14 protein-coding genes are annotated in these 14,525 nt (G+C 71.3%); 9 read left to right on the forward strand and 5 right to left on the reverse strand.

Annotated features, from left to right (window positions below; all coding sequences use genetic code 11):
* Positions 1-6 precede the first annotated feature (6 nt).
* The gene (locus AMIS_RS40740; protein ID WP_172666612.1) at positions 7-1,515 is read right to left on the reverse strand and encodes a GGDEF domain-containing protein; all 1,509 of its coding nucleotides are present in this window, start codon (positions 1,513-1,515) and stop codon (positions 7-9) included.
* Positions 1,516-1,653: 138 nt separating this feature from the next.
* Here AMIS_RS40740 and AMIS_RS22650 point away from each other — a divergent pair, with 138 nt between their 5' ends.
* Both AMIS_RS22650 and AMIS_RS22655 read left to right on the forward strand, forming a co-directional pair.
* Entirely contained in the window at positions 1,654-2,187 is a 534-nt protein-coding gene (locus AMIS_RS22650; RefSeq protein WP_014444717.1) for an NfeD family protein, read from the forward strand.
* Positions 2,188-3,741, forward strand: a complete 1,554-nt coding sequence (locus AMIS_RS22655; protein WP_014444718.1) for a flotillin family protein — start codon at positions 2,188-2,190, stop codon at positions 3,739-3,741.
* 846 nt (positions 3,742-4,587) lie between these two features.
* Here the strand turns inward: AMIS_RS22655 and ligA are convergent.
* Entirely contained in the window at positions 4,588-6,552 is a 1,965-nt protein-coding gene (gene ligA, locus AMIS_RS22660) for an NAD-dependent DNA ligase LigA (RefSeq protein WP_014444719.1), read from the reverse strand.
* Positions 6,553-6,584: 32 nt separating this feature from the next.
* The gene (locus tag AMIS_RS22665) at positions 6,585-7,019 is read right to left on the reverse strand and encodes a MarR family winged helix-turn-helix transcriptional regulator (protein ID WP_014444720.1); all 435 of its coding nucleotides are present in this window, start codon (positions 7,017-7,019) and stop codon (positions 6,585-6,587) included.
* Between the two features lie 121 nt (positions 7,020-7,140).
* On the opposite strand from AMIS_RS22665, the gene AMIS_RS22670 reads away from it, so the two are divergent.
* From AMIS_RS22670 to AMIS_RS22685, 4 genes are all read left to right on the forward strand, one after another.
* A complete protein-coding gene (locus AMIS_RS22670) occupies positions 7,141-8,325 on the forward strand; it encodes an MFS transporter (RefSeq protein ID WP_014444721.1) in 1,185 nt (394 codons plus the stop codon).
* A 35-nt stretch (positions 8,326-8,360) separates the two neighbouring features.
* Complete coding sequence (locus AMIS_RS22675; RefSeq protein ID WP_014444722.1) at positions 8,361-9,176, forward strand: aldo/keto reductase; 816 nt, start codon at positions 8,361-8,363, stop codon at positions 9,174-9,176.
* Positions 9,177-9,287: 111 nt separating this feature from the next.
* The gene (locus tag AMIS_RS22680; protein ID WP_014444723.1) at positions 9,288-9,518 is read left to right on the forward strand and encodes a hypothetical protein; all 231 of its coding nucleotides are present in this window, start codon (positions 9,288-9,290) and stop codon (positions 9,516-9,518) included.
* A gap of 229 nt (positions 9,519-9,747) precedes the next feature.
* Positions 9,748-10,695: an alpha/beta fold hydrolase gene (locus AMIS_RS22685; protein WP_014444724.1), complete on the forward strand. Its 948-nt coding sequence runs from the start codon at positions 9,748-9,750 to the stop codon at positions 10,693-10,695.
* Here AMIS_RS22685 and AMIS_RS41840 read toward each other — a convergent pair.
* The gene (locus AMIS_RS41840; protein ID WP_157434978.1) at positions 10,683-11,096 is read right to left on the reverse strand and encodes a DUF1707 SHOCT-like domain-containing protein; all 414 of its coding nucleotides are present in this window, start codon (positions 11,094-11,096) and stop codon (positions 10,683-10,685) included. The two genes, AMIS_RS22685 and AMIS_RS41840, sit on opposite strands and share 13 nt — an antisense overlap.
* On the opposite strand from AMIS_RS41840, the gene AMIS_RS22690 reads away from it, so the two are divergent.
* From AMIS_RS22690 to AMIS_RS22700, 3 genes are all read left to right on the forward strand, one after another.
* Entirely contained in the window at positions 10,995-13,481 is a 2,487-nt protein-coding gene (locus AMIS_RS22690; protein WP_014444726.1) for a DEAD/DEAH box helicase, read from the forward strand. The genes AMIS_RS41840 and AMIS_RS22690 overlap by 102 nt on opposite strands.
* 122 nt (positions 13,482-13,603) lie before the next feature.
* Entirely contained in the window at positions 13,604-13,807 is a 204-nt protein-coding gene (locus AMIS_RS22695) for a hypothetical protein (RefSeq protein WP_014444727.1), read from the forward strand.
* 2 nt (positions 13,808-13,809) lie between these two features.
* On the forward strand, positions 13,810-14,019 hold the full coding sequence (locus tag AMIS_RS22700; protein ID WP_014444728.1) for a hypothetical protein: 210 nt from the start codon (positions 13,810-13,812) through the stop codon (positions 14,017-14,019).
* Here the strand turns inward: AMIS_RS22700 and AMIS_RS22705 are convergent.
* A complete protein-coding gene (locus tag AMIS_RS22705; protein ID WP_041831160.1) occupies positions 13,985-14,500 on the reverse strand; it encodes a GNAT family N-acetyltransferase in 516 nt (171 codons plus the stop codon). The two genes, AMIS_RS22700 and AMIS_RS22705, sit on opposite strands and share 35 nt — an antisense overlap.
* Positions 14,501-14,525 lie beyond the last annotated feature (25 nt).

Consider the following 14,525-nt stretch of genomic DNA (forward strand, 5'->3'; position numbering starts at 1 on the left):
CCCGATCTACATGCGACTTGTCCGCAGTGTGGGCGAGGATGCCTCATCGGAGCAATAGACGGATCGGTTGGTTTGGGTGCGTTTGTTCTCATACATCCGGGTGTCTGCGGCGGCCAGCAGGACGTCCGGGGCGACGGTCTCCCGCTGGGTCCAGACGGTGGTGCCCAACGCGGTCGAGACGCGGAGCGTCTCGCCACGCCAGCTGATCGGCTCGGCCAGGGCGCGCACGATCCGGGAGCCCAGCGCGTACGCGGTGTCACTGTCCGCATCCGGACAGAAGATGAGGAACTCGTCACCACCGATACGGGCGACAACGTCACCCTCCCGGACCGCACCTGCGATCCGCCGTGCGGTGGCACGCAGCACCGCGTCGCCGGCCTCGTGACCGTACCGGTCGTTGATCGGCTTGAACTCGTTGAGGTCGCAGTAGAGCAGCGCGAGATCACCCCCGCGCCCGTCGGCGTGCCGCTCGATCGCCCGTTCCATCAGCGTGAACAGCTCGCGGCGGTTGATCAGCCCGGTCAGCTCGTCGTGCGCGGCCTGATGCGCCAGAGCCCGCTGGTCGCGGCTGCGCTGCACGTTGAGCCGCCCGATCCGGATCAGCACGAGCGGAATCGTCAGCATCGGGGCCAGGGTGAGCAGCAGGCCGTCGGGCGGTGAGCCGGTCAGCTGACCGATCGCGCCCACCACCGGGATCAGCAGCATGGCCGCGCCGAACATGCTCAGCTGCATCTTCGGCGTGCCGCCGGTGGCGCATCGCTGCGGGCTCATCAGGCGGACCGCGCTCGGGTGCAGCCCGGCCGCGCCGAGGCTGAGGTACCCGAGCGCGAACAGCAGCGCCGGCACCGACCCCTGCGAGCCCGAGCCGGCCGGCAGCATGTGCACCGCCGCCGTGCCGAGCAGGGTCATGCCCAGCGCGCCGAACAGGTACCAGAGGCTGACCTGTCCCCGGCCGCTGGTCCGGGCGACGCGCAGCAGGGCGCCGCAGATGCCGAAGAGCACCAGCAGCTGGGTCAGCACGAACAGTTGCGTCGCGGTGTCCTGACCGGCGGCCAGCAGCCGGGGACGGAACAGGAACTCCCAGACCGGCGTGGCGAGCGCGACGCCCCAGACCGCGGCGTCGATCGTGCCGCTCGCGTCCCGCGGGGTGTGCCGGAGCACGATCATCAGGCTGGCGGCGAGGAAGAAGACGTACCCCGCCATCTGCGGCGGCACGGCCATCCAGTCCGGCGGAGTCTGCGCGCCACCGGCGATCGCGGCGGGCAGGTACCAGGCCGCGTTGGCGATGCTGAGCATCGCCAGCGCGAGCACGGTGAGCATCCAGGGACGCCGGTCCGGCAGGGCGTTGATGCGTACGCCCAGCGCGATCGCGATCGCCGCGATGACCCCGGAGAGCAGGAGGAGCACCAGGCGTACCGGCTCGGGGCCGGTCAGATAGGCGCCGGCGAAGACCGCGGACAGCACGAGGAAACCGACCGGCATGCCGAGCCGGGCCCACCGGCCGTCAGGTTTCACGGCCGCCACCATCGCCCGGCACTGCGCGATCTTGAGGTTTTCCGAATATGACGGAACCTGTCATCTCCCTGTTAGCGCCGCTGCCATACCCTGTGGCTCCCGGTCGATGACCGGCGCGAATCCTTGAGGAGGGCCTGCGTGGCGACGGCGACAGTGGTGTTCCTGGTGATCGGCGGCGTGGGGCTGGCGATCCTGGCGTTCGCCCTGCTCGGCGGCGAGATCGCGCATCTCGGCAGCTTCGGGGCGGACGGCCTGGTCTCGCTCGAGGCGGTCGCCGGTTTCCTGGGCGCCCTCGGGTTCGCCGGCGCGATCACCGTGGAGCTGCTCGATGCCCGTACCCCCGGGTTGATCGCCGCATCCGCGCTGGTCGCGCTCATCGCCGCGTTTGTGGCCGCCTGGCTCGCGCTGCGCTTCTCGCGCGCCGCCCGGGACATGCCCACCGACGCCACACCCACCCGGGCCCACCTGGTCGGCACGATGGGCGTCGTGGTCACCGCGGTGCCCGCCGGCGGTGGTTACGGCGAGGTGCGCGTGCGCCTCGGCGGACAGCCGGTCAAGCTCAACGCCCGCGCCGAGCAGGCCCTGCCGGCCGGCACCCCGATCTTCGTGGTGGAAGCACCCACGGACACCAGCGTCGTCGTCGAAGCGACCCCGCACACCGGAAAGGCATAGATGTCACCCCTTCTCATCTCCATCGCAGGCGTGGTCCTGCTGGTCGTTCTGCTGGTTTTGTTCGTCCTGTCCCGGATCAAGGTCGCCGGGCCGAACGAGGCGTTCATCATCACCGGCCGCAAGGGCCGGGTCACCCAGTCCGCCGACGGCACCAGCAGCACCGACCTGTCCGGGCAGAAAGTCGTGATGGGCGCCTCGGTGTTCGTCATGCCGGTCGTCCAGCGGCTGCAGTCGCTCGACCTCTCCAGCCGCCGCATCGACGTCAGCATCAAGGGCGCCGTCTCCAAGCAGGGCATCCGGGCCGAGCTGCACGGCGTGGCGATCGTCAAGGTCGGCGGCACCGAGGACGCGATCCGCGCCGCCGCCCAGCGGTTCCTGCACCAGCAGGACGAGATCGAGGACTTCACCCGTGAGGTGCTGGCCGGCGCGCTGCGCTCGATCGTCGGCCGGCTCACCGTCGAGGAGATCATCCGTGACCGGGCGGCGTTCGCCAGCGCGGTCGCCGAGGAAGCCGAGCACTCGATGACCAATCAGGGTCTGGTGCTCGACACCTTCCAGCTGCAGGACATCCTGGCCGAGGGGTCGTACCTTCAGGACCTGGGCCGTCCCGAGGCCGCGCGCGTGCTCAAGGACGCGGCGATCGCCGAGGCCCGCGCCCGGCAGGCCGCCGAGCAGGAGCGGCTGCTCGCCGAGGAGGCGATCGCCGAGGCCGAGCGGAACCTCGCGCTCAAGAAGGCCGGCATCCAGGCCGAGATCGACGCCGCGAAGGCGAAGTCCGACGCGGCCGGCCCGCTCGCCCAGGCCGAGCGCGACCAGGCGATCCTCGCCGAGCAGCAGAAGGTCGCCGAGCGCAACGCCGAGCTCAAGCAGCGCCAGCTCGACACCGAGGTGCGCAAGCCCGCCGACGCCGCACGGTACAAGGTGGAGCAGGAGGCCGAGGCCGCCCGCAACGCGTCGGTCATCGGCGCCGACGCGCAGCGGCAGGCCACGATCGCGGCCGCGCAGGCCTCCGCCGAGCAGGCCCGCCTGACCGGTGAGGGTGAGCGGGCCCGCCGTGCCGCACTCGCCGAGGCGCACGCCATCGAGGGCGCCAAGGAGGGTGAGGCGGAGCAGCGCCGCCGGACCGCTATCGCCGAGGCGATCGAGCGCGAGGGTGCCGCCGAGGCTGCGGCCATCCTGGCCCGCGGTCAGGCCGAGGCCGAGGCGATGGCCCGCAAGGCCGACGCCTTCGCGGCGTACGGTGAGGCTGCCGTCCTCGACCTGCTGGTCAAGGTCCTCCCCCAGGTCGTCGAGGCCGCCGCCGCTCCGATGGGCGCCATCGACAAGATGACGGTCATCTCGACGGACGGCGCCTCGTCACTGACCAAGTCGGTGGCGAACAACGTGGCCCAGGGACTTCAGCTGGGCACCGACCTGACCGGGGTCGACCTGGCGGGGCTGCTCGCCAAGCTTGGCTCCGCCGGTGTGGCTGCCAAGTCCGGGGCTGCCATGTCCGGGGCTGCCACGTCTGTGGCTGACGAGAACGGGCGGACGTTGGATTCTGAGGTGCGCTAGCGAGACGGTTGTGGGGCGGGGAGTGCCCACTCCGGGCGGTCAGGCTTGATCCCTGCGTGGGCCCTCCCCGCCCCAAAACCTTGCCTGGTCGGCCTGGTTGCCGCGTGGTGCGATTCGGATTCGGATCCGCCATCCTGCTCGGCCGGGGGCAGCTCCGGCTTCGGCGGCCGACCAGGTGCCGACGGGAATTTGCCGGCGGTCCGCGCCGTCCGGAGCGGCGTCGTGCAGCCGGGTGGTGGCGGCGGTCCGTCCGGTAGGGCCGCGCCAGCGGGGACCAGCCAGCTGGGTGCGCGGGGTCGGTCACGTCGTCCAGCACGATGAGCCAGTTCGGATCGGTGGCCCGCAACCACTCCAGCAGCGCAAATCACATCAGCTCGCAGATACACATCGCCCGAGTCAAAAGCACCGCCACCCGAGCCGACGCGCCACCCGAGCCGGAAGCGCCACCCGAGCCGACGCGCCACCCGAGACTGAAGCGCCACCCGAGCCGACGCGCCACCCGAGACTGAAGCGCCGCGCAAGCCGACGCGCCGCGTGGTCCGTGTGTCGGTGGGGATGGTCTGCTCCGGGGAGTGCGCGGTCACCCCGGTGGCGAGATCCAGAGCGGCTGCCCCGGTGGGCGAATCGGGGGCCGGCTGCGGTTTCCTGACGCCACCGTCGGTGGTCGTTGCCGCGGTGGCGGGGGTCGGCGTCGCGGCGGTAGCGGCGGGCGGCGTAGCGGCGGGCGGCGTAGCGGCGGCGGCGAGCGGTGCCGCGGCGGCGAGCGATGCCGCGGCGGCGGGGGCGGCGGGCGGCGTAGCGGCGGCGGCGAGCGGTGCCGCGGCGGCGGGGCGGCGGTCGGGCAGGTTAGGCGAGCATGCGGGCGAACTCCTCCGGGTCCAGGACCGGGATGCCGAGCTGGGCTGCCTTCTTCGCCTTGCTGGTGCCGGTCTCGGCGGTGACCAGCGCCGTCGTCTTCGCGGAGACGCTGCCGCTGGCGGTGCCGCCCAGGGCCTCGATGCGCTCGCTCACCGTGGTGCGGGTGTAGCCGGGGACGCTGCCGCTCACCACGTAGACCTGGCCGGCCAGCGGTTTCGCGGCGCCGTCGTCGGCGACCGCCATGGCCAGGCCGGCGGCTGCCAGGCGGTCGATCACGCCGGACATCGCGGCCAGGCCGTCCACCACGTGCTGCGCTTTGATCAGGCCCATCTTGTCGATCTCGGCGATCTCCTCGACGGTGGCGGCGCGCAGGGCGTCCATCGTCTTGAAGCGGGACGCCAGCCAGCGGCCGACCGAACGGCCGGTCATCCGGATGCCGAGGGCGGTGATGACGCGGTTGAACGGCTGCTGGCGGGCGTGCTCCAGACCGGCCATGATGCGGGCCGCGGTGGAGGCGCCGACCTGGCGGTTGCCCTCGCCGGTGCGGGTGGTCGCGAACTGCTCGGCGGTCAGCGTGAAGAGGTCGGCCAGGTCACGGACGAGACCGGACTCGACCAGGGCGATCACGATCTCCTCGCCGAGGCCGTCGACGTCGAGGCAGTCCCGGCCGGCGGCGTAGGTCACGGCGCCGACCAGGGAGCAGGACGGCGTGTGACAGCGCCACAGCAGGCTCGACTTGTCCCACGCCTCGCCGCACTGCGGGCACACCTCGGGCGGCGCCCACGGGAGCAGGTCGTGAGGCTGCTCGCCGATCGGGGTGGTGACCCGCGGGATCACGTCACCGGCCCGCCACACCGCGACGGTCTGGCCGATCGCCAGACCCTGGTCGAGCACCCACTGCGGGTTGTGCAGGGTCGCGCGGGTCACCGTGGTGCCGGCGACGTAGACCGGGTCGATGACGGCGCGCAGCGTGATCCGCCCGGTCCGGCCGACCCGCACCTCGATGTCCCGCAGCACGGTGGCGGCGGTGTCCGGCGGGTACTTGAAAGCGGCCGCCCAGTAGGGCGTGCGGCTCGCCAGGCCGAGCCGGCGGCGGGTGCTGTCCCGGTTCGCCTTGATCACCGCGCCGTCGATCGGGAAGTCGAGGTCGTCGCGGTGGGCGCCGATCTCCTCGATCGCGGCGGTGACCTCCTCGGCGGTGTGGCGTTCGCCGGCGACCGACGGGATCAGGCCGCAGGCGGCCGGGAAGCCGAGCGTGCCGGCGAACGCCATCCGCTCCAGGTGGGTGTCGAACTCGCCGCTGATCTCGTAGGCCGCGAAGGTCATCGGGCACTCGTAGACCCGGTCGACGCTGCGGATCGCGCCGGCGACCGCGCCCCGCGAGTTGACGAACGCCTTGCCGCCGGCGGCGACCCGGTTGGCGCTGGAGGCCTCGAAGTCGGCGACGGTCATGTAGACCTCGCCGCGCACCTCGCCGGTCCAGTCGCTGCCGAGCGCGACCGGCAGGCCGGCGATGCCGCGCCGGACCTGACCCGTGACGTCCTCCCCCGTGCTGCCGTCGCCGCGCAGCGCAGCGAGCGTGAGGGCGCCCGACACATACTCCGCGCGGATCGCCAGGCCGTCGAGTTTCACCTCGACCAGGCAGCCGTCGCCGCCGAGGGTGGCGACGAACGCGGCCACCTCCTCCGGCGTGGTGATCTTGTCGAGGGAGAGCATCGGCGTGGGGTGCCGCACGTCGCCACCGGCCGAGGACCCGGCCGCCACCGCGGTGGTCACGCCCTGGTCGTCCCACTCCGGGTGGGTGGCCGTGGCCGCGGCGATCCGGTCGGCGAGCGCGTCGTAGTCGGCGTCGGTCATCAGCACGTCGCCGCTGTCGTAATAGGCCCGGGCGGCCCGGCGCGCCTCGGCCACGGCCTGGTCGAACTCGTCACGGCTGGCGAACGTCTCGGTCATGCGGGAAGCCTAGAACAGAGGTACGACAGTTCTCACGCCTGCAGGAACGCGACAAGCCCCTCAAGCTCGGGCTGTTTCGTCGCCTCCGCCAGCGACTCGGTCAGCGTCTGGTCATGGGTGGGGCGGGCCTGGTCGAGCAGCGCCTGCCCGGCCGGGGTGAGCTCGGTGTAGATGCCGCGCCGGTCGTCGGCGCAGAGGATCCGGGTGAGCAGGCCGCGGTCCTCCAGCCGGGTGACCAGCCGGGTGGTGGCGCTGCTGGAGAGCGCGGCGGCCCGGGCCAGCTGGCGCATCCGCATGTGCCAGCCGTCCTGCCGGCTCAGCGCGTCGAGCACCGTGTACTCCACCACCGACAGCTTGTGTGACGCCTGCAGCCGGCGCTCCAGCTCGGTCTCGATCAGGCCGTGCAGCGCAGCGAGCCGGCGCCAGCCCTGCGCCCGCACCTCGATGGCGTCATCCCGGATCCCCACGTGGCCCACGATACACGCCGGTAGCCGACTTGCGCCGATATAGCGCGCGTGCAACTATCGGCAAGTCGTTGCGCACGCGGCATATCTGCGTCCGCACGCCAACCAGAGGGGGAACACCACCATGCCCATCGCGCTCTACGCGCTCGCCATCGGCGGGTTCGGCATCGGGCTGACCGAATTCGTCATCGCCGGCCTGCTGCCCGAGGTCGCCGCCGACTTCCGCGTCACCGAGTCCGTGGCCGGCTACCTGATCTCCGGATACGCCCTCTCGGTGGCCGTCGGCGCGATCGCCCTGACCGCCGCCCTCGGCCGCGTCGACCGGAAGAAGGCGCTGCTCGGCCTGATGATCCTGTTCATCGCCGGCAACCTGCTCTCCGCGGTCGCCGCGAACTACGAGCTCATGCTGCTCGGCCGGATCCTCGCGGCCCTCTGCCACGGCGCCTTCTTCGGCATCGGCTCGGTGGTCGCCGCCGACCTCGTGCCCGCGCACCGCAAAGCCGCCGCGATCTCCATCATGTTCGCCGGCCTGACCGTCGCGAACGTCCTCGGCGTCCCGCTCGGCACCTTCCTCGGGCAGGCAGCCGGCTGGCGTGCCACCTTCTGGGCGATCGCCGCGGTCGGTGTGATCGCGTTCGCCGGGATCGCCCTGCTCACCCCGCCCACCCCGGCCGCCGAGCGCTCGGCGGACAGCGAGTGGCGAATCTTCGCGAACCGCCAGGTCTGGCTTTCCATGATCGTGACGGTGCTCGGTTACGGCGGCATGTTCGGCGCCTTCAGCTACATCGCCTACACCCTCACCGGCGTCAGCGGGTTCGCTGCTTCGACCGTACCGTGGCTGCTTGTTCTTTTCGGGGTCGGGCTTTTCGCCGGGAACATCGCCGGCGGCAAGGCCGCGGACAAGAACCTCGGGGGTACGCTCGTCGCCCTGCTCACCGGGCTCGCGGTGGTCCTGGCGGTCTTCGCCGCGACCGCGGGCAGCCAGATCGCGACGGTCGCCGGGCTGATCCTGATGGGCGGCTTCGGCTTCGCCACCGTCCCCGGCCTGCAGATGCGCATCCTCGGCCACGCTCAGGGCGCGCCCACGCTCGCCTCCGGCGCCAACATCGCGGCGTTCAACGTGGGCAACGCGTTCGGCGCCTGGATCGGCGGTCTCACCCTCGCGGCCGGCCTCGGCTACACCGCGCCGCTCTGGGCCGCCGCCGCCGTGACCCTGGCCGGCCTGCTCGTCTTCGTCATCGCCGCGCGCCTGCCCGGCGGCGAGTTCCACCGTCCCACCGGCGTGGCGAATTCCACGATCGCCGCCTGAAGCGCAACCAGCGAAACAGCAACAGGAGAAACACCGTGAACATCACCCTCAACGACGGCGTCGTCATGCCGCAGCTCGGCTTCGGCGTCTTCCAGATCCCCGACGCCGAGACCACCGCCGCGGTCAGCACGGCGCTGGCGACCGGGTACCGCAGCATCGACACCGCCGCGATCTACGGCAACGAGGCCGGCGTGGGCACGGCGATCGCCGCGTCCGGCATCCCGCGCGACGAGCTCTTCGTCACCACCAAGCTCTGGATCAGCGACCTGGGCCGGGCGTCGGCGCGCGACGCGCTGCGCGCCAGCCTGGACCGGCTCGGCCTGGACCACGTCGACCTCTACCTGATCCACTGGCCGGCCCCGGCGACCGACGCGTACCTGGAGGCCTGGCAGGGTCTGGAGGACCTGCGCGCGGACGGGCTGACCCGCAGCATCGGCGTGTCCAACTTCGAGCCGGCGCACCTGAACCGGATCGCCGGACTCGGCGGCACCGTGCCGTCGGTCAACCAGATCGAGCTGCACCCGCTGCTGCGCAACCGGGCGGCCGAGGCCGCCGCATCCCGGCACGGGACCGTGACCGAGGCGTGGAGTCCCCTGGCGCAGGGCGGCGCCCTCGACGCCGCCCCGATCGTCGCGGCGGCGCGGGCGCACGGCGTCACCGCGGCGCAGGTGGTGCTGCGCTGGCACCTGCAGCAGGGCCGGGTGGTGATCCCGAAGTCGGTGACACCGCACCGGATCGCGGAGAACTTCGACGTCTTCGGTTTCGAGCTGTCGGCGCCGGAGCTGGCCGCGATCGACGCCCTGGACGCGGACGGCCGCACCGGCCCGCACCCGCTGACCTTCAACGGCTGACCTGACCGTGGGATGACAAGCGGTCGCGGGACGCTGTCGGCATGACCACAGCGAACCCCGGTTCGCGGCCGGCTCAACGCCGCGATCTTCCACACCCATTCCGGGTACGGGGTGATCCAGCGTGCCCTGGCCCGCCCGTGGCGGTGGCTCTCCGAGGGTCGCGAGGCCGGCCGGGGCATCGAGGCTCTGCTGCGGGCGGGCGGTTTCGCGGAGCTCACCGTGGGCCGTTACCGGATTCCGTCGGTGTCCCTGCCGATCAACCCCGCGCGCCGACGGCAGGTGCTGCGCGCGGCCGATCTGGACCGGGTGGCCGGCCTGATCGGGGACTTCCTGACCGGCTGACAGTGATCGGCTCACGGAATCGATCGGACTTATGGCTGGTTCGGCACGTACTCCTGGCTGTTTATCCCGTATGAAATGAGCCCATCTCAGAATCGGGTCATTCTCGGTTGTGTACCGGGTGGTCCCCTTCCGCGGCTCCTGGTCAGGTTGCTGCTTCTGCGGCGACCGCCAATGAAATAGTCTGGCGGCGTCGCGGGTCGCGACGGCGATCGATGTTCAGGGAGTTCGCGTGTCCCACGACCGAGTCAGTCACCATGAGACGAAGACCCCTGACGGACGGGTGCTCACCTACGACGTGACCGGTCATCCCGACGGCGAGCCGGTCTTCCTGCTGCACGGTTCCCCGGGCAGCCGCCTCGGCCCGAAACCCCGCGGCAGCCTCCTGTACCGCCTGGGCGTCCAGCTGATCTGCTACGACCGTCCCGGCTACGGCGGCTCCACCCGCGCCGAGCACCGGACCGTGGCGGACGCCGCCGAGGACATCCGGGCGGTGGCCGCGGACCTGAACCTCAGGCGGTTCGCGGTGGTGGGCCGCTCCGGGGGCGGCCCGCACGCGCTTGCCGCCGCCGCGCTGCTGCCGGAGATGGTGACCAATACGGCCGTGCTGGTCGGTCTCGCGCCGTCGGACGCGGACGGCCTGGATTGGCTCGGCGGAATGACGGACGGAAATGTCCGGGAATATGAGACCGCGCACAACGACTGGCCGAAACACGTCGAACGTTTACGCCTTAAAGCCGACCAGGCCCGCCGTAATCCGGAAATAATGCTTGATTCCCTGCGGGGTCAGATGACCGACCCTGATCGCCGGGTCGTCGACGACATCGGGATCCGCCGGCTGCTCACCGCCACCTATGTCGAGGCGTTCGCCCAGGGGCCGTACGGGTGGATCGACGACGTGGCGGCGTTCCGCTCGCCCTGGGGCTTCGACCTCGACGCCGTCACCGGGCCGGTCCTGCTCTGGCACGGTGCCGAGGACAACTTCTCCCCGGTCAGTCACGCCCGCTGGCTGGCCCAGCGGATCCCGCAGGCCGAGATCCAGGTGCAGGCGTCCACCGCCCACTTCGGAGCGGTGGAGATCCTCTTCGAGGTCCTCAACTGGCTGATCGCCGACCGGACCCGGATCTCCGCAGTTCCGGGAATCCGGGGACGGCGGCGAGCCGCATGTCACGCGCGCTGAACACGCTGACCCCGGCCAGATCGACCTCGACACCCCGTGATGACCCTGTCTGCGGTGCGGGACGAGCCGACGACCGGCGTGGGCGCGACTCCCTCTTCTGACGCGTCCTCGGCCGCCCGGACCGCATCGACCCGTACGCTGAACTCCTCCAGGGTGAGCCGGCCGTCGCCGCAGGCGCGGTGGAGCAACTCGGCCACCCGCTCGCGGTCACCGTCGGAGACGGGGCGGGCACAGGAACCGCCACGCGCGGAACCCCTAACCGAAAAGACGCCGATCCCCTCTGAGAGACTTGGCGGATCATGACGCTGACCGATCGCCTCCCGGGCACCTCCGAACCCGATGCCGTCTTCGATGCCTTCCAGGCGTGGGTGGCGGAACAGGGCCTGACGCTCTACGCGCATCAGGAGGAAGCGCTCATCGAGATCGCCACCGGGGCGAACGTCATCCTGAACACGCCCACCGGCTCCGGCAAGAGCCTGGTCGCGACCGGCGCGCACTTCGCCGCGCTGGCCGGCGACCGGACCACCTTCTACACCGCGCCGATCAAGGCCCTGGTCAGCGAGAAGTTCTTCGCCCTCTGCGCGGTCTTCGGCGCGCAGAACGTCGGCATGCTGACCGGTGACGCCAGCGTCAACGCGGACGCCCCGATCATCTGCTGCACCGCGGAGATCCTGGCGAACCTGGCGCTGCGCGAGGGCGCGGACGCCGACGTCGGCCAGGTCGTGATGGACGAGTTCCACTTCTACGCCGAGCCGGACCGGGGCTGGGCGTGGCAGGTGCCGCTGATCGAGCTGCCGCAGGCCCAGTTCATCCTGATGTCGGCGACGCTCGGCGACACCACCCGCTTCGTCGACGACCTCTCGCAACGGACCGGGCGCGAGACCGCGGTGGTCAGCAGCGTCGAGCGGCCGGTGCCGCTTCTCTTCGAGTACGCCATGACACCGCTCCACGAGACGATCGAGGAACTGCTCTCCACCAGGCAGTCGCCGGTCTACATCGTGCACTTCACGCAGGCCGCCGCCCTGGAACGCGCGCAGTCCCTGATGAGCATCAACATGTGCACCCGCGAGGAGAAGGACAAGATCGCCGCGGCGATCGGCAACTTCCGGTTCACGGCGGGTTTCGGGCGGACGCTCTCCCGGCTGGTCCGGCACGGCATCGGCGTGCACCACGCGGGCATGCTGCCGAAGTACCGCCGGCTCGTCGAGACGCTCGCCCAGGCCGGCCTGCTGAAGGTCATCTGCGGCACGGACACCCTCGGCGTCGGCATCAACGTGCCGATCCGCACGGTGCTCTTCACCGGCCTGTCGAAATACGACGGCGTGAAGACCCGCCTGCTCAAGGCGCGTGAGTTCCACCAGATCGCGGGCCGGGCCGGCCGCGCCGGGTACGACACCATCGGCACCGTCATCGTGCAGGCCCCCGAGCACGTCATCGACAACGAACGAGCCCTCGCTAAAGCCGGCGACGACCCGAAGAAGCGCCGCAAGGTGGTCCGCAAGAAGCCCCCGGAGGGCCAGATCGGCTGGGGGCGGCCCACGTTCGACCGGCTCGTGGAGGCCGACCCGGAGCCGCTGACGTCGTCGTTCCAGGTGTCACACGCGATGCTGCTCAACGTCATGAACCGGGGTGGCGACCCCTATCAGGCGATGAAGCACCTGCTCACCGAGAACCACGAGGAACGGCCCTCGCAGCGCCGGCTCATCCGGCGCACGGTCGCGATCGCCCGGGCGCTGATCGCGGGCGGCGTCATCGAACGTACCGAAAGCGGGGTTTATCGGCTTGTCGAAGATCTCCAGCTGGACTTCGCGCTGAACCAGGCGCTGTCACCGTTCGCCCTGGCCTGCCTGGAGCTGCTCGACAAGGAGTCCCCGGAGTACCCGCTCGACGTCGTCAGCGTCATCGAATCCACCCTCGAGGACCCGCGGCAGGTCGTCTCCGCGCAGCGTCAGAAGGCGCGCGGCGAGGCCGTCAACGCCATGAAATCCGAGGGCATCGAGTACGAGGAGCGGATGCAGCTCCTCGAGGACGTGACCTGGCCCCAGCCGCTGAAGGAGCTGCTCGACGCGGCCTACGAGACGTACCGGCGGGGACACCCGTGGGTCGCCGACTACGAGCTCAAGCCGAAGTCCGTGGTCCGCGACATGTTCGAGCGGGCCATGACCTTCACCGAGTACATCTCGTTCTACGGGCTGTCCCGCTCCGAGGGCCTGGTGCTGCGCTACCTCGCGGACGCCTACCGCGCGCTGCGCCAGACCGTCCCCGAGGACGCCCGCACCGAGGAGCTCACCGACCTGATCGAGTGGCTCGGCGAGCTGGTCCGCCAGGTCGACTCCAGCCTGCTCGACGAGTGGGCCCGGCTGCAGAACCCGGGGGCGGACCCGGAAGAGGTACGCCTCGACGACAAGCCGCCGGCCGTCACCCGCAACGCCCGCGCGTTCCGGGTCCTGGTCCGCAACGCGATGTTCCGCCGGGTCGAGCTGGCCGCGCTGCGCCGCTGGGACCTGCTCGGCGAGATGGACGCCGAGTCGGGCTGGCCGGCCGAGCGCTGGCAGAAGGCGATCGGCGAGTACTTCGAGGAGTACGACGAGCTGGGCACCGGGCCGGCGGCGCGCGGGCCGGCGTTCCTGGACATCGAGCAGGGCCCGGAGGTGTGGACGGTCCGCCAGGTCTTCGAGGACCCGGAGGGCGACCACGACTGGGGCATCGACGCCACGGTGGACCTGGCGGCGTCCGACGAGGCCGGCACCGCCGCGATCACGGTGACGGCGGTGGGCCCGCACTGAGCGGCCTGATTGATCGTCCAGCGTCGCGAATTCGCGGTGATCACCCCATGATCACCGCGATTTCCACCGCCCGTCGATCATCTCCGGCGGAGCGTTCGCCCGGGCGGCCTAGGGTGGGGCCCATGGGAGACGGTGACGTGGATCGGGACGCTCTGCTGCGGCGTGCCGCCGAGCTGCGGCAGGCGGCTGCGGCGGCCGGGCGGGACGACGTGGTGACCAAGGTGGACGAGGTTGTCCTGCTGATCGCCGGAGATCGTGTCGCCCAGCAGCAAAACGAGAGCAAGGCCAACACGGTGCTCAGGATCCTGAACGGCTTAGGCTTCTGAACATGGGTACGACAAAGCTCGGCGCCGCCCTGACCGGCTTCGCCGCCTTCGTGGTCTTCACCATCGCCTTCGCCGTGACCCGGGGCGACATCGGCGCGGGCCTGCAGACCGGCGCCATGATGGGGATCGGGGTCCTGGTCGCGCACTGGTTCGCCGCGACGCCGCGCCGGCGCCCGGTCAAGCAGTGCGGCGCGCCCACTCCTCGGCCGTGATCTCGTACTCGACCTCGCCCTCCTCGGCCCCGGGCAGCGGGTCCTCCCACACCGGGTGGAAGGTGCGCACATAGCGCATGCCGACCGCCCGCATGACGCCGCGCGACCCCCGATTGACCGCCATCGTCTGCGCGAACACCCGCTCCAGCCCGACCGTCTCGAACCCGTGCCGCAGCAGCTCGCGCGACGCTTCGGTGGCGATGCCCCGGCCCCAGTGCGTGCGGCGCAGCCGATACCCCAGCTCCGCCGCCCCGGGCTGGTCCACCGGTGGCAGCATCATCAGCCCGGCGAAGTCCGGGCCGGCATACAGGATCCAGTACCCGAGGCCCTCCACCGTCGCGCCGAGTTCCATCCGCCGCAGGTGCGACTCCCACACCTCGTCCGGGGTCCGCGCCCGCCCGTACAGGTAGCGCAGCACTTCGGGATCGGAGTCGAGGTCCCGCTCCAGGCTCAGGTCGTCGTCCTCGAGGGGCCGCATCATCAGGCGTTCGGTCGTCAGCACGGGC

It is taken from the genome of Actinoplanes missouriensis 431, from assembly GCF_000284295.1.
Lineage (GTDB): Bacteria > Actinomycetota > Actinomycetes > Mycobacteriales > Micromonosporaceae > Actinoplanes > Actinoplanes missouriensis.